This window comes from Anaerococcus nagyae (assembly GCF_017874535.1).
Classification (GTDB): Bacteria; Bacillota; Clostridia; order Tissierellales; family Peptoniphilaceae; genus Anaerococcus; species Anaerococcus nagyae.
This window is the reverse complement of the sequence record NZ_JAGGLS010000003.1, coordinates 1-19516: the sequence shown is the minus strand read 5'-3', so window position 1 is coordinate 19516 and position 19516 is coordinate 1. Positions and strand designations below refer to the sequence as shown.

Here is a 19516-nt window from a genome sequence, read left to right as displayed (position 1 = left end):
CTAATCACCTCTTTACTGTAAATTCATTATTTCCAATATTTTCTATAAAATCTCTTAACTCAAGTGATGTTAAGAGATAGTTAATTTCGTCTATATTTATATTCAAATTAGCTGATAAAATATCCGCTGTGGAATTTGGGTTTTCCTCGATATACTTTACTATATTTAGCTCATCTTTTTCAAGGCTAGAATAATCTATTTCATTTTTTATTTCACTAAACTCTAAAAGGTAATCTAATTCTTCTAAAATATCATCAGCACAAGTTATAAGCTTACTGCCTTCTTGAATAAGTTTATTAGTACCCTTAGAATAAATAGAATTGATATTACCAGGAATTGCAAAAACTTCCTTACCTTGATCTAAAGCACATCTAGTAGTTATCATAGTACCTGATTTTTCCTTGGCTTCTATAACCACTGTAGCAAGTGAGATACCTGATATTATCCTATTACGTCTAGGAAAGTTAAAACTCCTAGGATCAGTTCCTAAAGGAAATTCTGATAAAATTAGACCTCTTTCTTCAAGTTGTTCATATAAATTTCTATTTTGTTTAGGATAAATCTTATCTATACCACATCCTATTACTCCAACAGTCCTTCCCGAAACTTCTAGAGTCGACTTGTGACACATAGCATCTATCCCATAAGCAAGGCCTGACACCGTAGTTATCCCGCTATTAGCTATACCTTCAGTTAAATTCTTGCAAGCCCACTTACCATAATCAGTACACTTTCTAGCTCCTACAAAGGCTATAGAATTTCTATCTTTTTCATAATCTAGATTTCCTTTATAAAATAATAAGGCTGGTCTATCTTCTATGTACCTTAGATTATGTGGATAGTACTCATCAAGCATTGTCACATAATCATAGCCAAATTTATTTACTTTTTCATTATAATGTTTAAAGCCTTCTAGATTTTCATCATTAAATATTTTCCTATAAATCTTATCATCTAAAAAGTCTAATTGATCTCTAGATTTTTCAAAAAATCCATCAAAACCTATTGTCTCCCATATCAATAGGATAATTCTATTATCTAAATATATATAGTTTAAGTATAAAATAGTTTCTCTTGGACTTAATTTAAAATGCATTTTCAATATAATTTATCTTTCTACTTTCAGTAAAAACTTCTGCCACATCAAATCTTATTATACAATCAGCAAGCCTATTCTCTATTAAATATGTTTGGCTTGCTTTTATTATTCTCTGTTGCTTATAGTAATTAACAGCTTCTCTTGGATACCCATACTTAACAGACTTACGAGTCTTAACTTCTACAAAACATACTACACCATCTTTTAGGGCGATTATATCTATCTCTCCATAAGGCTTAGAATAATTGCGCCCTAGAATTTGATAATTTCTTTCTAAAAGGTAATTATAAATTATCTCCTCCCCTGTATCTCCAATTCTTCTTTTTTCCGTCATAGAAAACTTTCCTGCCTTGCATAGTATTTTTTAAGAAAAGTTTTTCTATGGATAGAAGTAATGCCATAGTTATCAATTCCATCATAATGCTTTTTTGTACCATAGCCCATATTTGTATCAAAAGAATAGTGAGGATATATTTTCGCAAAGTTAATCATAATATCATCTCTTCTAACCTTAGCAAGTATAGATGCACATGAGATCGCATATTCATTAAGATCTCCTTTTACAATATTTAACTGTGGAATATTAGAATCTATCCTTTCGGCATCAATCAATAAAATATCTGGTATTATAGATAGGCTATCCACAGCATTTTTCATAGCTTTTAAGGTTGCTTGTCTGATATTAATCTCATCAATTACCCTATTATTAGCATAACCATATGAAATATCAAGAGCATCTTCTAGTATCTGCTCTTTTAGTTTAAGCATCTTAGGACGGGTAAGTTTTTTTGAATCGGTAATTCCATCTATGTTAGAATCCTTTTTCATGATAACTGCACAAGTTACAACAGGTCCAGCCAAAGGCCCTCTTCCTACTTCATCAATACCTGATATATGCTCGTAATTTTCGTATATTTCTTTTCTTATTTCATCATTGTATAAAGAATATTTCATGGTCGCTCTAAACTAATTCTTCCTAGTTTACCAGATCTAAAATCTGTCAAAATTATATTTGCTGTTCTTGTATAGTCAAAGTCTCCACCCTTAGTCACAGCTCCGCGCTTTCTAGCTATATCCTCATAGATTTCTAAGGCTGGATTTGCTGGATCTACGCCATATCTTTCGGTCAAACTTTCAGGATAAGTTTTTTGAAGATCTTCCAAAAATTTCAATGTCAAATCTTCTACATTTAAAATTTCATCTTTTATAGCATGAGTATAGGATAGGTTTAGGCCTGTCTTTTCATCAAATTTTGGCCACAAAACTCCTGGAGTATCTAAGAGCTCTATATTAGCTCCAGTTTTTATCCATTGTTTAGTCTTTGTAACTCCAGGCCTGTTTCCTACATTTGCAGACTTTCTTTTTGCTACATTGTTTATAAAGGTTGACTTACCAGCATTAGGTACTCCTACAATCATCATACGGATGACAGAGTTTTCTATATTTTTTGACTCATTTCTCGCAAACTTATCAGCTAGCTCTGTCTTAGCTAGATCATAAATTCTAGAAACATTAATCTTTTCCTTAGAATTCATAGTAGTAGCTGGGATGCCTTCTTCTTTAAATTTTTTTATCCATTTTCTATTTATATCTTTGTCAGCCAAATCTGACTTATTCATTATAATCATACGTGGCTTATTGCCTATAATTTCATCTATCATTGGATTTCTGCTAGATTCTGGTATTCTAGCATCTATAATCTCTAAAACTATATCCACTAGCTTAAGATTATTTGCGATTTCTTCCTTGGTCTTTTTCATATGACCAGGATACCAATTTATATTCATTGCCATAACTATCTCCTTATTTTCTAGATATATTATACATAATATGTTGTTTTTTATCTAGAAAGAGCTAGTTTGTATATTTAATATAAGAATTTGAATAAAGTTGAATAATCATTATACTGATTATATATTATTGTTATGTAATTACCTACTAAAAGTTAAAATAGGAGACAGAAATGACAAAAACATACGCTAAATTTTTATTAATAATTTTTGTACTAATATTAATTGGATCTATATATACTTATGATAAAAACGCCATCTTATGGAGCAGCCTGACTATAATGTTTTTAATATCAAATTACTTTTTAGATATTAAAAATAATTCTTTAAAAAAATATGAATTGTTATTATTTTTAATTAGCACTATAATATTATTTTTAAATACCTTTACAGATATAATTAAGGATATACCACTACTAGCTATAATAGTCATCGATATTTTATATATTATAATGATATTTCGGAAAATTAGATTTATGAAAAGTAATGAATAAATTTAAAGTAGTTAAGATAAGGAGTAGATAAAAACTATAATATAAACGGTTTAAAATACTAATATGATAAATTTTTATTTAAATAGCATTTTATTATCCTTGTTTTTAACCAAGTTTTGATATACAATTAATAAAAATTATCAATAAAATTAGAAAAGAAGAAAGAATGGAGAACAAAATGAGTAAAGAATTTTCAATTACAGGAAATAAAGCTATCTTAAATTTATCAGAACAATTTTTTAATGATGTCAATGAGCTTTTAAATAGCGATTCTTTCCTTGAATTAACAAAATCATTTATAAATTATCATAAAAAAGAATCATCAAGAGTATACACATATATAGAACAATTTTTTATTAATTCCTCTGTAGACTCTCTTTCAAAAGAATTAGTTGATATTTTCAAGCTACTTACCGTCATGAATATTGACGAAGTTTCATCGAAAATAAACAAATATCACAATCTAAATAAGGAAAAAGACGGACTATTAAAGATAGTTGAGGAATTCTATAATTATTGGAGAAATCTTGAAAGATATTCAATAATAGAACAAAAAAAAGATTCTCGTGGAGTTGGAGTTGTAAATTTTGTTGAAATTAATGAAAATTTAAAGAATATGATCCTTCAAGCCTACAGAAGAGTTGAAATGTCTATAATAGGAGAATGGCCAAAAGTTTATAGACAAGTTCCTGCTGCAGCTGATGCTTCTATTATGATAAGATATTTTGATAAAGACTTTCCAAAAATTTATGGAGATTTAAATAAAATTCCTTTTATAACTAAAGTTATGATTGAAACTCCATATATCACTTATACTAAATCAAATAAAAGAGATGGAATATTTGAAGAAGTTTATGAAAATCCAATTTTTGATACAGATATAAATTACAAACACTTCTTCTGCTATCCAGCAAAAGTGGGAGATAATTTAATATATATTTTCTTTCATAGAGATCTTCTCACTCATGGAGTCTCAGCATCAAACCTATTTGAACTCGCAGATGTTAAAGAAATAGAGGAAAGAACTCCTGATGCCATTTATATTTATGGACCAAAAGATAAAGGTGATAGGAAAAATTCTTTCTATTATGATAAAGAAAATAAATTATATGTTGGATATATTGCCTATAGCGATAAAATTGACTATTTTGGTTATTTGAAAAAAATGGTTTTAACCTTAAACAATGTAATAAATATAAAAAAGGGATATTTACCAATACATGGGGCTGGTCTTTCAATAGTTTTACAAAACAATAAAACAGTAAATATAGTAATTCTTGGTGATAGCGGAGCTGGAAAGAGCGAATCAATAGAAGCCTTTAGATCTCTTGCCAAAGACTATATAAAAGAGATGACCATAGTCTTTGATGATATGGGATCATTTAGAATAAAGAATGAAAAAGTTTATGCTTATGGTACAGAAATAGGTGCTTTTGTAAGACTTGACGATCTCGATGCTGGCTATGCCTTTAAGCAAATTGACAGATCAATTTTTATGAATCCTGACAAAGTAAATTCAAGACTTATAATGCCTGTGGCAAGTTTTGAAGAAATAAATAAGGGATATGAGGTTGACTTTTTCCTATACGCTGATAACTACTCAGCGGTTTTAGACAATGAATCTTCAATAGAAATATTTGATGAGAAAAAAGAAGCTCTAAGAATCTTTAAAAGAGGAGCAAGGCTTGCCAAGGGAACTACAACAGAAACTGGTCTTGTTCAAACTTATTTTGCAAATCCATTTGGACCTGTTCAAAAAATGAAAGAATGTGACAAATTATTAGACCAATACTTTGAAACTTTATTTGAAAATAATGTAAAGGTAGGAACAATAAGGACTCAATTAGGACTTGAAAATATGCAATTTGAAGGCCCAAAAGCTGCTGCCATTGAATTATTTGAACTAATTAAAAATATGTAAAAATTATAAAAACTCAAGCAAATATAAAATATCTTGCTTGAGTTTTTATTTTTATCTATTTACTTCATCAATAGCTTCTTTTATAAGTTTTGGTGAAATCTCACATTTTTCTTCACTTACTGCACAAACAGCAAATCTTAGTCCATTTTTATTTGCAACTATATACATATTTTTCTCTTTTAATTTTTTGGAAACCTCTTTTGGATTATCACATGGTATTGATATGAAAAATCCTCCAAAATATGGAAGATGGATAAGATCTATTTCCTTTGCCTTTTTTACAAAAACTTTAGCTCTTTTTTCAAGCAATAGCCTATTTAATTCAAGCTCATTTTCATAGGACTTCTTCATTTCTTCATCATTTTCTATATCAACTAAAATATTCATACCAGCATGGGTTATATTTGACAAGTTTGCTCTATTTGAATGTTTCATTGAATCAAAGGCCCTATTTGCCATATCTTCATTTGATGAAATTATTATACAAGCACCAGCCCTTAAACCGTAAGCTGTGTAAGATTTACTCATAGAATAGGCAACTGTTGTTATAATATTTTCTGGTAAGGAAGAAAATTTTTGGAAAAATTTCTTTTGAGATCCATCACCTGCAAATTCTATATAGGCAACATCAAGAAGAATATTGATGTATTTCCCATCAACTGCCCTATTCTTTATTACATCAAGTATCTTATCCCACATAGAATCTTCTATGCTAAAACCTGTAGGATTATTGGCAGGAGAATTAAATATACAAACCACTCTATCACGTTTCTCTAAAGCGAAGTCTAAACTTTTGGTAAATTCTTCTAGATTGAAATTAAAGTTCTCATCTAAAAATTCATAAGTTTTAAATTCCCTGTCAAATTCTTCACACATTGTAAGATAAGCTGGCCAATACCAATTCGGACAAATTGCATAATCACCCTGATTTAAGAATGTCCACAAACTGTGCCTTACAGCTCCAGTTCCTCCAGCAGTTGCAACAGCTTTTATATAAGCTTTTGGTTTATAAGGGCCAAAACACTTATCAACTAATAAGTCAAGATAAGCTTCATCACCTTCAATTGCCCCATAGCTTGCTATTGATTTTTTATCCATGTTTTTTAATGTATCATATACACTATTAAAAGCAATTAGATTTCCATCATCATCTACCAAAGTTCCAAGAGTTGAATTTATAATCTTATCCCTTCCCTTTTCTTTTATTGCTCTTTTACATTCTTCACTTACTTTGAAAATTTCATCTTCAAGTCTTGGCCATCTTGCATGATCTGCTATAATATCTTTTCCCATAATATCTCCCCTTTTTCATTATTTAAAATATTGTATCATTTATTAATATTTTTTTAAAGAAAAGAAAATTGTTGTCTACTTAGTAGTATTTAGTTAGCAAAATATTTGTGAGGAGAACATTATGAATAAAAAATAAAAAGAAGGAATATTTAAAAAGCTATCTAAGCTTTATTTCAAATTCACCAAAAATTCTTAAGCGAAAAAACCTTTCCTCTAGTATGGAGGATAATTTTTATAAAGAGAGAATATATATTCAATGGAGATGTTTTATTTCCATCTTTAGACAAAGTTTGATTCAGGTTATAGCTAGTTTTTATTTCTAGACTCCTACCTAGAAGATAATATTAAAAATGAAATTTCTAGATTAAATATGTTGTAACCCAAACTACTATCTTAGCTGATAGTTTGCACATCGCCTATAAGATACAAATATAAATGTCTCTATTATGTATGGATTCCAAGTATTTGGCAATACGTAACTCTGTTCCAACTACTGATTAAGCAGTTTTTTTATTTATTTTAATTCTAACTTGTTCATAAGTGGATCTTCGTATTTTTTATACTTATTTAATCAGTGTATTAAATTTCTTTTAATTGATTTTGTATATACTATTTTATTTCTTGCCTTCTAAATTTTGCTGCAAGTATTATGCGATATTTATATCTTCATTTTGTATGCGATAAATTACGTTATCCAATTTATTATCCTTATTTAATTATGCCTGTAGTTATCATAATTATATTACAAGTGAGAATTTTTTGGCTTTAAACTAAATCTAAATTGTTCCACATGCATAGCACATGATCTTTGTTTTATCCGCATTCGTTCTTTCAACTAATTTAAATTATCAAATAAAAAAGGACTATTGCATCATGAATAAATAGTCCCAAAATCATTAGAAGAACCTCTACGAAAATTTTACCTCCATAAGTCGGCAGGCTATATAAAAAATTTCCTAAAAGAATCTTTTAATGATAGGACGATAATTATTCATAGTTCTGCAACAGCCCATTTATATTAATAATTTGTTTTTTCTTTTACTTTTGTAGCCTTACCTTGACGATCTCTTAGGTAGTTAAGTTTTGCACGACGTACTTTACCGTGTCTTGTTACTACAAGTTTTTCAATTCTTGGTGAATTATAAAGGAATGTTCTTTCAACACCTACACCGTAAGAAATTCTTCTAAGTGTAAATGATTTGTTGATTCCACCTTCTTTAATTTTGATAACTGTTCCTTCAAAGTCTTGAAGTCTAGTTTTGTCACCTTCTTTGATTCTATAAGATATTCTAACTGTATCCCCTACGTTAAAATCGAATTGATCTTCACGTGAATTTTCTTGATCTATTTTTTTAATTAAGTCCATTTTCATTCTCCTCTCTTAGGAATTTTTCATATAAATCTGGTCTGACTTTTTTTGTTTTTTCTATTGCTGACTTTTTATTCCAAGCTGCAATTTTCTTATGATCTCCGCTTACCAACTCATGTGGCACGAAGTAGCCGTTAAAATTTCTTGGCTTGGTATATTCATCTTGCTGCAATAATGTATTGTAATGGGAATCTGTTTTTAGGGATTCTTCCTTACCTACTACTCCATCTATAAATCTTGACATGGAGTCTATTAGTACCATAGCAGGAATTTCTCCTCCTGTTAGCACATAATCTCCTATAGATATTTCATAGTCTACATAGTGGTTTATTATTCTTGCATCTATGCCTTCATAGTGACCACATATTAATATTAGATGCTCTATATCTGCTAAGTTGATTGCTAATTTCTGATCTAATACTCTACCAGTAGCTGACATATAAGCTACTTTAGAGTTCGTTTTTTTTACAGACATTAAGGCATCGTAGAGAGGCTTTGGCTTCATAAGCATGCCTGCTGCTCCCCCATAAACTGTATCATCTACATGATTGTGCTTATCATTTGAAAAATCTCTAATATTTACAAATTCTAATTCTAGTAATCCTTTTGATATAGCCTTACCTATGACTCCATAAGTTTTAAGAAACTCAAAACTTTCTGGAAATAGGGTAAGAATGGTTATTTTATTCATAGTCACTAAAGTTTTCTATTTCTATAAATCCATTTTCTAAATCAACTTTTTTTACAGTAGCATTTAAAGCTGGAAAGTAAACTTCATCTTTATCTGTTTTTATAACATAAACATCATTTGGATATACACCTGTTATTACCTCCTTGATTGTACCGACTTTTTGCCCATTATCGTATACATCAAGTCCTTCTAATTGAAAAACATAATACTCATCTTCGTGAAGTTTTCCTAAATCTTTATCTTCAATAGTTATATCTTTGCCTATAAATTTTAGAACGTCATTTATATTATTATATTCTTCAAATTTAATAACTTTTAGACCCTTTTGGTCAAATGAGGACTCTACTGTAAGTTCTTCATTGTCTATGAGTAGCTTTTCCCCATTTTCAAATCTTTTTTCATTATCACTTAAGTTTTTCACTTTAAGATTGCCATTGATGCCATGTGTAGTTACTATCTCTGCTACTGTTATTCTCATATTTTTATATTAACCTTGCAATCTTCCTTTATAGCAGCTGCTCTTGCTATGGAACGGATGGAATTTATTATATTGCCCCTTACTCCTATTACACGTCCTTTGTCAGCTTCTGCTACATGGATAATTATATTTACTTCGCCATCATTGCGAGTTTCTTCAATCTCAACGGATTTTTTATCTTCTACAAGTTCTTTTACTATTACTTCTACTAATTCTTTCATGATATTAAGCTAAGACATCATTATCATTGAAAAGTTTTTCAACGATTGATGTTGGTTTTGCACCTGTACCAACCCAGTATTTGGCTCTTTCATTGTCTATTTTGAACTCTTTTGGCTCGCTTACTGGATTATAGTAACCAATTTCTTCAATGAATTTACCATCTCTTGGGCTTCTTGAATCTGCTACAACAACTCTATAGAATGGTCTTTTCTTTTGTCCCATTCTTTTTAATCTAATTTTTACTGCCATTTCTTCTTCCTTTCATTCGTTTCTTTTGATGAATTGCTAAATATTATATATGATTAAAATGGTAATTTAGGCATCCTAAATCCTCTACCTTTTTTACCCTTTGGATTCATATTAGATACTTGTTTCATCATTTTTTTAAGTTCTTTAAATTGCTTTAAGAGCTTATTTAATTCTCTTACATCTACTCCAGATCCCTTAGAAATTCTTTCTTTCCTCTTCTTACCTATGATCTCTGGTTTCTCACGCTCTTGTTTAGTCATTGAATTGATAAGAGCTTCTATTTTTTGAAATCCTAAATCATCTACATTGATTTGTTTAAGCATTTTGTTATTTACTCCAGGAATCATTGCTAGTAAGTCTTCTAACGGCCCCATATTTTGGATTTGTTTTATCTGATCCATAAAATCATCTAGGGTATAAGTTTGATTTCTCATTTTTTCTTCTAGCTCTTTAGCATTTTGCATGTCTATTTGAGCTTCGGCTTTTTCGATTAGAGAAAGTACATCACCCATACCTAGGATCCTATTTGCCATCCTGTCTGGATAAAATGGTTCTAGATCTTCTAATTTTTCACCTACACCGACAAATTTGATAGGCTTGCCTACTACTTGCCTAATTGATAGTGCTGCTCCACCTCTTGCATCACCGTCAAGCTTTGTGAGTATTACACCCGTGATGTCAAGATATTCATCGAAAGTCTTAGCAACGTTAACTGCCTCTTGACCTGTCATAGCATCTACTACAAGTAGGATTTCATCAGGCTTAGTAGCTTCTTTTATACTTCGAAGTTCTTCCATCAAATCTTCATCAATTTGTAAACGTCCTGCTGTATCGAGGATTACTGTGTCATAATTATTTGCTCTTGCATAATTTTTAGCATTTTGAGCTGTGACTACTGGATCCTGTTTACCCTCTTCAAAAACAAATGTGTCCGCTCTTTTTCCAACAACTTTTAGTTGTTCGATAGCTGCTGGTCTATAGATATCTAGGGCAGCGAGCATTGGATTTCTGTTTTCTTTTTTTAACATATGGACAAGTTTACCAGAGTGGGTAGTTTTACCTGAGCCTTGGAGACCAACCATCATAACCATATGAGGTGTGCTACCCTTTAGGTCTAATCTGGAATTCTCTTTTCCCATCAAATTGGTTAGCTCTTCATTTACTATCTTAACTACCATTTGACCTGGAGATAGAGATTGCATTACATCTGCGCCTAGCGATCTCTCTTTAACTGTTTTTACAAATTCTTTTACAACTTTGTAATTAACATCAGCTTCAAGAAGTGAAAGTCTTATCTCTCGCATTGCAGCATCGATGTCTTTTTCTGTTAATTTTCCTTTTCCTGTTAGTTTTCCAAGTGTTTCTTGGAGTCTATCAGATAGGCCTTCAAACACCATATCATCACTCCCTAAATCTTTTCTATTTCTTGTGTTATTCTTTCAATTGCTTGTTCATAATTTGAACTTTCCATCAGCTCTCTTATACTCATAAGAGCATCTTTGAGCTCCTCTTGTTTCTTTAGTAAAGAAAGCTCATCTTCAAACTCAAATAATTTATCAACTGAACGAGTCATCATATCTGAAATAGCTTGTTTTGACTTATCATTATTATCAGCTATCTCTTGCAAGGATAAATCTTCATTGTAATAGCAATTTATAACATCACGTTGTTTTTCATTTAGAAGCGGTCCATATATGTCGAATAATTCGGCCACTTTAACAATTTTTTCCATATTATCACCAATTGGGATCACTTTTTTTCTGGATTGATTTAATTGTCCCTTAAATATATTTTCATAAGGGTTACTTACCTGCCCGATTTTATAGTAATGTTTCTTACAAAAGTTCCATTAATAGACAGGTCTATCGTCAAGAAAATTACTTGACCGATACATTATACAATGGTTTTATAATCATGTCAAGATTTTTCCTTGACATTTATTTTCCCTTATTTATCAATCATTAGAATTATTTAATAACACTTTTTCACATAAAAAGAGCCTACAATTTTGTAAGCTCTAGTTTATATTATGGTAGGTTAAAGAATGGACTTAACTTACCTTTATCACTATCCTTATTATTCTCAACTTTATTATCAGGACTTGCCTTTTTATATTCATCTACATTAGATGAATCTATTTTAAATTCAAAGTCAATATTCTTTTCTTTTCCATCTCTTATTATGGTTATTTGGGCAGTTTCCCCAACTTGGTATCCTAATAACATTTTTCTAAGACTAGCCATATCCGTTACCTTATTTCCATCAACAGCTGTTATTATATCTCCTTGTTTAAATACTCCATTATTATCAAAATCAGAGAATACATAAACACCTTCTTTATCAGCTAAATTACCTAGTTTAGCTTGAGGAAATTGAGCTAAATAACTTACCGATTGGCCATTAATTCCTAAGTACACTGACTTATACTCACCAGTTTTTTTAATTTGTTCAATTACCGGCTTTACAATATTTATAGGAATTGCAAATCCTATACCATCACTATTACCAGCCTTAGCAGAGTTAATACCTATTTGCTCTCCTAGTGTATTTAGTAATGCTCCACCAGAGTTACCAGAGTTAATTGCAGCATCAGTTTGCATTAACCCATCCATTTGTGCTCCTGTTTGAAAACTTACAGTTCTATTAAGACCTGAGATAATACCACTTGTTACAGTAGATTGAAGCTCAAATCCTAGAGGGTTACCTATAGCTACCACCCTATCTCCAACTCCAACCTCATCACTATCAGCAAGTTCCATTACAGGAAGATTATCTTTTTCTACCTTTATAATAGCAAGATCTAAAGTTGAGTCATTCCATACAAGCTTTGCAGGAGTAGTAGTTCCATCGTTAAATAAAACACTTATTTCACTAGCATCTCCATCACTTACAACGTGAGAATTAGTTAAAATATAACCATCACTACTTACAATAGAACCAGAACCTATACCTTCAACATAGCCAGATTGTGGACCCCATATAGTTTGTTGAACAACCTCAGACATTGTAGTAACTCCTACTACACTATCAATTGATTTTTTTACAACCAAAGATTCCATAGAAGTATCATTATCATTAGAATTTAATTTACCCAAACTCTTATCCACTTCTTCTTTTTTCTTTTTTTCTCTAGCTTTATCTTCATTCTGAGTTTGTGGACTAGGGCTTACAGCTTCATTTTTATCGTTATTCTTAGCAGAAAATCCGCCAGCCAAAAAGTAAACCAGTAAACCACCAACTATCGCTCCAATCAAAGCAGATAAGAAAGAAGGCATACCATTATTTTTCTTAACTTTATTATCAGACATATCAATTCCTTTCCATCAATATAAATTAATATTTATTTATAAATATATGATACTCTTATTTGGATTAATTTAGTATAAAGTTTCAGAATGAACAATCAATTGTTTTAAAAATAAGTTTATTATTAAACTTATAAATCATAACTTAATTAGGTGATGCTATTTTTAATACATCTGATCTCAATTTACACCTCCGTATAGGAGGTAACCTGATAAAGTGTTTTAGGATTAATTCCAATGTTTTTAATTTCAATCCACACCTCCGTATAGGAGGTGACCGCATTTTTTAGGGATTTTTAATTATTATTTTAGTAAAAAAAAATGCGGAAATTACTAAATATTGTTAATATTATACTCATATACAGCGCGAGTCTACTAGTATTTTATGGGTAATTACGATTGTCTATACTAATAATAAATCTTTATCTGGATCATAGCTATTATCTTTTCCAATAGTTTCTACCCTATTTTGCCAGTTTTTTCCTAAATTATAAAATCTAATACTATCATTTTCTTCATCTATTATATCTAATAGTTTCTTTTTTAAATTAATTAATTAATTGAGCAGGTGTAAGTGAACATTCAAATACAGAATTTTGAACTCTTTGGCCATAATTGACGCACTGTTTTGCTATTTTCCTTAGTCTTTTAGTACCTGATTCTGACTTTGTATTTACATCATAAGTGATCAATACCATCATAATAATTAGCCTTTCATCAGAAATGGTGGATATGCTTCTAAATCTCCTCGGATGTACCTATTTAGAAGCATAGCTTGCACATGTGGTAATAGTCCTATCTTTATCTTTTCATTAATAAATGGATGCATTATCTCATCTTGTTTTCTTTTTTGCCAATTTTCTAGCACCTTTGCCCTGCCCTTATCATTTAATAATACTGCTCCTGTTTCCTTTTTTTCAAAATCTTTGGAATTATATATACTTATAGTGTATGGTTGGAGTTTGTTTAATAAGATTTTGATTTCATTAATTTTTTCTTTGTTACCATCATAACCTCTAAATTCTTCTATTGCTGCTAACAGTTCTTCTATCAAAGCGTAACTTTCATCATAGTAAACAATTACAGAATCACTATTATCCTCTATAAGGCTAAACTTATCAGAGGCTTCTTTTAAAGCTTGGGCATTTATTCCTTCAATATCCCCACTTTGTCTAATTTCTTTATTTAAAGAAAGTAAATCCAGTAGTGTTTTATTATCTACCACCTTTTTATCTAGGTCATCTAGGTTAGAAAATAGCTTAGCATAATATTTTTTATTTAAATCTTCTATATCAAAGTTTCCATCATAGTTGTATAAAACTTTTTTTGTTATATTCTTTTTATTTTCAATAGATTTTAGATTACCTAACTTTTCATCATCCTTATCTAGATTTACTAAGTAGGCCTCGCACTTATCATATTTTCCTTCTCTATTACACCTGCCCATGGCCTGGATAATAGAGTCAAAGCCTGCATATGACCTATATAATCTTCTAAAATCTAAATTCACCCCTGCTTCTATTAAGGAAGTGCTAATAACTACAACATCTATGTCATTATCTAACTTATCTTTTATCTCATTTATGATATCAAGCCTATGTTTTGGGCACATATTGGTAGTTAAATAATATAATTTGCTTTTATCATCCATAGCTTCTTCAAACATTTCATACAAGTTCATTACAGATTTTTTAGTATTTAAAATTATAAGGGTTGATTTTTGGTTATCATTTAATACAGAGTTATATATGTCAGCTAGCTTGGATTCTTTGCCATCATTTAATAAACTTACCTCTACTCGGTCAAAGATTTGTTTTTGCCTATCATCTAGTTGTACCAGGTTATAATCTTCGTTATTAGAGCCACCATATATAATCTTATGGCTAATGGAATCATGGTCTAAGCTAGGTTGGGTAGCTGAACATAGGATAATTACAGACTTCATCACCTTACTTATAAAATTGATCATTAGGTTAAAGATATGGGTCATCTCATCTGGTAAGGATTGGACTTCATCTAAGATGATCACACTATTACTTAAATTATAAAATCTTCTAAGATTTGATGATCTTGATTTAAATAAGGTATTGGAGAATTGTACCATAGTAGATAGGATTACTATTTGATCCCAGGATTCTTTTATATACTCTTTCATAGCAGCTTTATTATCATCATCATTATCTTCATTATCAAAAGGAGTATTATCACCTACATTTGAGTGATGCTCTAATATATACTTATCATTTGCTAAAGTTTTTCTATATTCAGACGCATTTTGTTCAAGAATTGATAAGAAGGGAGCTATATAAATCATCTTATTTTTATGATTGTTTTTCATTTGATGGAGTGAGTATAGCAATGATATTTTGGTTTTGCCCGCCCCTGTAGGTAAATCTAGTTTATAAATTCCATTACTATCTGTATCACATCTGGTGCGAATATCATCTACTATGCTTGCCCTTACCTTATTAATATCGTTAGTTGGTGGAGGGTAAGATCCATACTCAGCTTCTATTTGATGGTAAAAATATTCTATAATTTCTTGACTTTCATCATTAGTTTTTTTATCTATAATTTTTTCATAAGAATTTATAGTATCATAGATATCTTCATTTTTTAGTATAGATAGGATAAGTCTAATTATACAGTGGTTATAATAATTAAAGTCTATATCTGGATTATCTGATTTTTCTAATTCTAGCTTTTCTATAATATTCTTATATTCTTCAAATCCTTTTGTAAAGGTTTCCTCAATAGAAAGCTTATACTTTTTATTACAATATTCGTCTATAATACTATTTGCATAATTCCTTACTAAGTTATAACTATATTTTCTATTTAGAGTATAATTTTCAATTCTTTGGTATATACTATTGATAACTTGTTTATTATAAGTACCAATATCAAAAACTCCATGGTGGGCCTCTATAGCATACATTAGAATTTCTGCATAAGACTGACATATAGGGCTTTTAAAGTCCTCATTTTTCTCGCCTACTTTACAATAAATTTGATATAAATATTTTGCACCAGCTGAAGAGTGGTTTACACTGATATTTTTATTATTCATTATTTTATCTTGAAACAAGGGGTCTGCCTTACCAAGATCATGTAAAAGACCAACTAACAAGGATATATACTCAATATCTAGTTGCTTACCTAAATTAAAACTTCCATTACCTACATTTATTAAATGATTAAATAGTGATTGTTCTCTACCGTTTTCATCTTTGTGAGCTATAATCATAAATCCTCCTAGTAATATAAAAGATATTTAATTATTACTTTAATATATTTTTAAATATAAGTACATTAGCATTTTTTTAAAAATCAATAAAAAAGTAGGCATGCTAACTCAAGCATTACCTACTTATATATATCCATTATTATAACTATATTTATTATCATAACGCATATTCTAGTATATTTGAATTACTAGAATATTGGATGTAGTTAAAAATCACACTCCTCTTTTATCCGGATCCCAAATATATTTATGAATCTGAAGCTGTAATTTTACATTATCGTAACCCTTTATTTTCATAAACTCTACAATATCAGCTGTATCAATTGAATTATAGACTGGTGATAAGAATATTTGACTCTTTGGTTTATATTTATCAATAATTTTATAAGTAAATTCTAAATCTTCGATACTTCCAACAACAAATTTACATACATCATTACCTCTTAGATAATTTAAATTTTCATATAAATTTTCTTGGTCCATATTTGAATAGGGTGTTTTAATATCTAAGGTTATAATTGTTTTATCAATATTAATAAGCTCTTTTACACTTATACTACCATTAGTTTCTATATTAACCCTATAACCTCTTTTAGATAATTGCTCAATAAAATCAATAATTCCTTGTTGATATAAGGGTTCTCCACCAGTTATTGTTATATGTTTAGATGGATATTGATTTATAATACCAAATATATGATCAAAATCCATATAATTATTTTTAACTTCCAGGGCATAAGAAGTATCACAGTAACTACATCTTAGATTACAAGCATTTAATCTAATAAATATAGCAAGCTGACCAGCAGTAATGCCTTCACCATCTATACTATAAAAAATTTCATTTATATCTAGTTTTTTATCTTTCATAAATTGCCAAATTACCTTTTGACTCAGCTACTTTAACTTTGTAGCATTTAGGACCAAGCTGTTCACAAATCCAACGAGCAATATTTTCGGCAGTTGTAGCTACATCTAATACTTCATTGAGGTTTTTATGATCTAGTTTATCCATTACCTTTTTCTTAATATGAGTAAAATCTAAGACCATTCCATTTTCATCAAGTTCTTTACTTTTACAATAAATGTTTATATCATAATTATGACCATGAAGTCCATTACACTTGCTTTCATAAGGCAAATGTAACTGATGGCTTGCACTAATTTCTATATTCTTTTTTATATAATACATATTACACTCCTAAAATAAAATATTAATAGTAAAAAAGAGTACTTTAAAAGTACTCTAATTTGGCGCGTCATTGAGGATTCGAACCCCAGGCCTTCTGGTCCGTAGCCAGACGCTCTATCCAGCTGAGCTAATGACGCAAATATACAAATATATAATTTTTATATTATAAAAGATTTAACAATAATATAATTCACAAAAAATACTAAAGCCTATATTTCTTTAGCTAGTTCTTCGAAAATCTCTTAGTTCTTCTTAAAGATTTCAAATGTATAATATTTGAAACACTATAAGTAACTTGGAGCGGGTGAAGGGAATCGAACCCTCGCAACCAGCTTGGAAGGCTGGGGCTCTACCACTGAGCTACACCCGCATATAAAAAAACACCATGACCAAACATCTATTGTTCGGGACATCTGGTGAATTTGTGGAGCGGATGACGAGATTCGAACTCGCGACCCTCGCCTTGGCAAGGCGATGCTCTACCACTGAGCCACATCCGCATAAATAAGAGTTATTCGATTTGGAGCTGATGATAGGACTTGAACCTACAACCTATTGATTACAAATCAATTGCTCTGCCAATTGAGCTACATCAGCGCATTGGATCACTGTTGCAATCCAAATGGCGACCTGGATGGGATTCGAACCCACGACCTCCGCCGTGACAGGGCGGCATTCTAACCAGCTGAACTACCAGGCCATAAATTATCAGTTTTTATTCTAATACTTATGTCTTACTACATTACTCTAAATGATATCTCTAGAGCTAAGTAGATCATAGTTTTGGTGGAAGTAACAGGGCTCGAACCTGTGACCTCCTGCTTGTAAGGCAGATGCTCTCCCAACTGAGCTATACTTCCGTAATTAAAATTCAGCACTTAGTATACATTTTAATCAGCTAGTCGGCTTGCTGACAAAGTTGACAAGCAACTTTGAAACGCTGCGACATCTGACCTTCAATCCATTTGCTTTTGCAATGGCGATAGGTCATTATGGTGACCCTACCGAGATTCGAACTCGGGATACCACCGTGAAAGGGTGGTGTCTTAACCGCTTGACCATAGGGCCTTATTAAATAATGTATCATATACTTATTATCCTTAAAGATTTGCTTTAAGATGTCTTAGTCGACTTCGTTAGCCAAATCAGTCCTAAATGTAGTGGATAGCTTATGCTTGAGCTTTGCGATATTCTTCGACCTATCTTCAATCCAACTTACTTGTGTTTAGTTAGGATCAAAAAAACTCTTTACGCACTAATTAGTGAACTATATGGTGACCCCATCGGGATTCGAACCCGAGAACCCGCCGTGAGAGGGCGATGTCTTAACCGCTTGACCATGGGGCCAAAGATCAATAAGGATCACTCCGTTGATAATCTCAACGAAGCAAAAGATATTAAAAAATGGTAGCGAAGAACGGACTTGAACCGTTGACACTCCGGGTATGAACCGAATGCTCTAGCCAGCTGAGCTACTTCGCCATATAAAATAAAAATTATTATTGATTTTTTCAAAATTACGAATACTTCATAAACAATATAAGTTGAAATTTATTAATATTTGGTTGCGGGAGCTGGATTTGAACCAACGACCTCCGGGTTATGAGCCCGACGAGCTACCAAACTGCTCTATCCCGCGACACTTGGCGCTCAGGGTGGGACTCGAACCCACAACCTACCGGTTAACAGCCGGGTGCTCCACCATTGAGCTACCTAAGCATATCATACTTAATTAAATCTATACTATATTTTCCATTTTATATCTCACTAGCCAAAATGGCTAGCTGATATTAAATGTTCAGCAGCTTCCTACTCTACCGGGAGGTCACCCTCCGAGTACCATCGGCGTTAGTAAGCTTAACTTCTGTGTTCGGTATGGGAACAGGTGTATCCTTACTGCCATCGCCACTGTATTTCTTGACCTAACCTGAAAACTTGTTTTCGTTGGTAGGTCAAATGTCGCGAAATAGAAAACATGATGTCCGCACGCTATAGGACTGATTTCGTTCTGAAGCCGACCTGCCAATTTTAAAGTTTAGGTTGGTATTTATGAACCATTGAATAGCAAACCATATTTCCAGTCAAGATTTAAAGTTTAGTATCCATTAGCTTAATACATTACTGCACTTACACCTTGGACCTATCAAACGTATTTTCTTTACGTAC

20 protein-coding genes, 11 tRNA genes and 2 rRNA genes are annotated in these 19516 nt (G+C 31.0%); 2 read left to right on the top strand and 31 right to left on the bottom strand.

What is annotated here, in order from left to right; genetic code table 11:
* Positions 1 to 4: 4 nt before the first annotated feature.
* From dprA to ylqF, 4 genes are read right to left on the bottom strand one after another with little or no spacing between them, the layout of a single operon-like run.
* Positions 5 to 1096, bottom strand: coding sequence for a DNA-processing protein DprA (dprA, locus tag J2Z39_RS03245; RefSeq protein ID WP_209813892.1), 1092 nt, complete (start codon positions 1094 to 1096; stop codon positions 5 to 7).
* On the bottom strand, positions 1086 to 1433 hold the full coding sequence (locus tag J2Z39_RS03240; protein WP_209813762.1) for a YraN family protein: 348 nt from the start codon (positions 1431 to 1433) through the stop codon (positions 1086 to 1088). The genes dprA and J2Z39_RS03240 overlap by 11 nt, the downstream gene beginning before the upstream one ends.
* The gene (locus tag J2Z39_RS03235; protein WP_117521198.1) at positions 1430 to 2053 is read right to left on the bottom strand and encodes a ribonuclease HII; all 624 of its coding nucleotides are present in this window, start codon (positions 2051 to 2053) and stop codon (positions 1430 to 1432) included. Before J2Z39_RS03235 ends, J2Z39_RS03240 begins: the two co-directional genes overlap by 4 nt.
* On the bottom strand, positions 2050 to 2886 hold the full coding sequence (gene ylqF / locus J2Z39_RS03230) for a ribosome biogenesis GTPase YlqF (protein ID WP_117521703.1): 837 nt from the start codon (positions 2884 to 2886) through the stop codon (positions 2050 to 2052). The genes J2Z39_RS03235 and ylqF overlap by 4 nt, the downstream gene beginning before the upstream one ends.
* Positions 2887 to 3062: 176 nt before the next feature.
* Between ylqF and J2Z39_RS03225 the strand changes: the two genes are divergently transcribed.
* Together J2Z39_RS03225 and J2Z39_RS03220 are read left to right on the top strand one after the other, a co-directional pair.
* The gene (locus J2Z39_RS03225) at positions 3063 to 3383 is read left to right on the top strand and encodes a hypothetical protein (protein WP_209813760.1); all 321 of its coding nucleotides are present in this window, start codon (positions 3063 to 3065) and stop codon (positions 3381 to 3383) included.
* 178 nt (positions 3384 to 3561) lie between these two features.
* On the top strand, positions 3562 to 5304 hold the full coding sequence (locus tag J2Z39_RS03220; protein WP_209813758.1) for a phosphoenolpyruvate carboxykinase: 1743 nt from the start codon (positions 3562 to 3564) through the stop codon (positions 5302 to 5304).
* Positions 5305 to 5355: 51 nt separating this feature from the next.
* On the opposite strand, the gene J2Z39_RS03215 is transcribed toward J2Z39_RS03220, so the two are convergent.
* The 27 genes from J2Z39_RS03215 to J2Z39_RS03090 form a co-directional block, all read right to left on the bottom strand.
* Positions 5356 to 6597, bottom strand: a complete 1242-nt coding sequence (locus J2Z39_RS03215; protein WP_209813756.1) for an aminotransferase class I/II-fold pyridoxal phosphate-dependent enzyme — start codon at positions 6595 to 6597, stop codon at positions 5356 to 5358.
* A 1018-nt stretch (positions 6598 to 7615) separates the two neighbouring features.
* Positions 7616 to 7963: a 50S ribosomal protein L19 gene (gene rplS / locus J2Z39_RS03210; RefSeq protein WP_117521189.1), complete on the bottom strand. Its 348-nt coding sequence runs from the start codon at positions 7961 to 7963 to the stop codon at positions 7616 to 7618.
* Positions 7950 to 8657, bottom strand: a complete 708-nt coding sequence (gene trmD / locus J2Z39_RS03205; protein ID WP_117521187.1) for a tRNA (guanosine(37)-N1)-methyltransferase TrmD — start codon at positions 8655 to 8657, stop codon at positions 7950 to 7952. The genes rplS and trmD overlap by 14 nt, the downstream gene beginning before the upstream one ends.
* Complete coding sequence (gene rimM / locus J2Z39_RS03200) at positions 8650 to 9135, bottom strand: ribosome maturation factor RimM (RefSeq protein WP_117521185.1); 486 nt, start codon at positions 9133 to 9135, stop codon at positions 8650 to 8652. The genes trmD and rimM overlap by 8 nt, the downstream gene beginning before the upstream one ends.
* Complete coding sequence (locus tag J2Z39_RS03195) at positions 9132 to 9356, bottom strand: KH domain-containing protein (protein ID WP_209813755.1); 225 nt, start codon at positions 9354 to 9356, stop codon at positions 9132 to 9134. Before J2Z39_RS03195 ends, rimM begins: the two co-directional genes overlap by 4 nt.
* A 4-nt stretch (positions 9357 to 9360) precedes the next feature.
* Positions 9361 to 9606, bottom strand: coding sequence for a 30S ribosomal protein S16 (gene rpsP / locus J2Z39_RS03190; RefSeq protein ID WP_101540903.1), 246 nt, complete (start codon positions 9604 to 9606; stop codon positions 9361 to 9363).
* 53 nt (positions 9607 to 9659) lie between these two features.
* Entirely contained in the window at positions 9660 to 11003 is a 1344-nt protein-coding gene (gene ffh, locus J2Z39_RS03185) for a signal recognition particle protein (protein WP_117521181.1), read from the bottom strand.
* 11 nt (positions 11004 to 11014) lie between these two features.
* Positions 11015 to 11338: a YlxM family DNA-binding protein gene (gene ylxM / locus J2Z39_RS03180; RefSeq protein WP_117521179.1), complete on the bottom strand. Its 324-nt coding sequence runs from the start codon at positions 11336 to 11338 to the stop codon at positions 11015 to 11017.
* A gap of 295 nt (positions 11339 to 11633) precedes the next feature.
* Positions 11634 to 12914, bottom strand: coding sequence for a S1C family serine protease (locus J2Z39_RS03175; RefSeq protein WP_209813753.1), 1281 nt, complete (start codon positions 12912 to 12914; stop codon positions 11634 to 11636).
* Between the two features lie 400 nt (positions 12915 to 13314).
* A complete protein-coding gene (locus J2Z39_RS08675; protein WP_316115974.1) occupies positions 13315 to 13434 on the bottom strand; it encodes a CRISPR-associated endonuclease Cas2 in 120 nt (39 codons plus the stop codon).
* 25 nt (positions 13435 to 13459) lie between these two features.
* Positions 13460 to 13609 (bottom strand): CRISPR-associated endonuclease Cas2, encoded by a 150-nt coding sequence (gene cas2, locus J2Z39_RS08670; protein WP_316235867.1) that lies wholly within the window; start codon positions 13607 to 13609, stop codon positions 13460 to 13462.
* An 8-nt stretch (positions 13610 to 13617) separates the two neighbouring features.
* A complete protein-coding gene (gene cas3, locus J2Z39_RS03165; RefSeq protein ID WP_209813751.1) occupies positions 13618 to 16158 on the bottom strand; it encodes a CRISPR-associated helicase Cas3' in 2541 nt (846 codons plus the stop codon).
* A 213-nt stretch (positions 16159 to 16371) separates the two neighbouring features.
* Positions 16372 to 17028 (bottom strand): radical SAM protein, encoded by a 657-nt coding sequence (locus J2Z39_RS03160; RefSeq protein ID WP_209813749.1) that lies wholly within the window; start codon positions 17026 to 17028, stop codon positions 16372 to 16374.
* The gene (locus J2Z39_RS03155; protein WP_209813748.1) at positions 17018 to 17350 is read right to left on the bottom strand and encodes a 6-pyruvoyl trahydropterin synthase family protein; all 333 of its coding nucleotides are present in this window, start codon (positions 17348 to 17350) and stop codon (positions 17018 to 17020) included. Before J2Z39_RS03155 ends, J2Z39_RS03160 begins: the two co-directional genes overlap by 11 nt.
* A 60-nt stretch (positions 17351 to 17410) precedes the next feature.
* Positions 17411 to 17487: transfer RNA gene (locus tag J2Z39_RS03150), tRNA-Arg, on the bottom strand.
* Positions 17488 to 17646: 159 nt separating this feature from the next.
* A tRNA-Gly gene (locus tag J2Z39_RS03145) sits at positions 17647 to 17720 on the bottom strand.
* A gap of 55 nt (positions 17721 to 17775) precedes the next feature.
* Positions 17776 to 17850 (bottom strand) — tRNA-Gly (locus J2Z39_RS03140).
* A 21-nt stretch (positions 17851 to 17871) separates the two neighbouring features.
* Positions 17872 to 17947 (bottom strand) — tRNA-Thr (locus J2Z39_RS03135).
* A gap of 26 nt (positions 17948 to 17973) precedes the next feature.
* Positions 17974 to 18050 (bottom strand) — tRNA-Asp (locus J2Z39_RS03130).
* An 84-nt stretch (positions 18051 to 18134) separates the two neighbouring features.
* Positions 18135 to 18210, bottom strand: a tRNA-Val gene (locus J2Z39_RS03125).
* 133 nt (positions 18211 to 18343) lie between these two features.
* Positions 18344 to 18418, bottom strand: a tRNA-Glu gene (locus J2Z39_RS03120).
* A 204-nt stretch (positions 18419 to 18622) separates the two neighbouring features.
* A tRNA-Glu gene (locus tag J2Z39_RS03115) sits at positions 18623 to 18697 on the bottom strand.
* 58 nt (positions 18698 to 18755) lie between these two features.
* Positions 18756 to 18832 (bottom strand) — tRNA-Met (locus tag J2Z39_RS03110).
* An 80-nt stretch (positions 18833 to 18912) separates the two neighbouring features.
* Positions 18913 to 18989: transfer RNA gene (locus tag J2Z39_RS03105), tRNA-Met, on the bottom strand.
* Positions 18990 to 18994: 5 nt separating this feature from the next.
* A tRNA-Asn gene (locus J2Z39_RS03100) sits at positions 18995 to 19069 on the bottom strand.
* 77 nt (positions 19070 to 19146) lie between these two features.
* Positions 19147 to 19263 (bottom strand): 5S ribosomal RNA (gene rrf, locus J2Z39_RS03095).
* 164 nt (positions 19264 to 19427) lie between these two features.
* A 23S ribosomal RNA gene (locus J2Z39_RS03090) occupies positions 19428 to 19516 on the bottom strand; the annotation flags it as partial.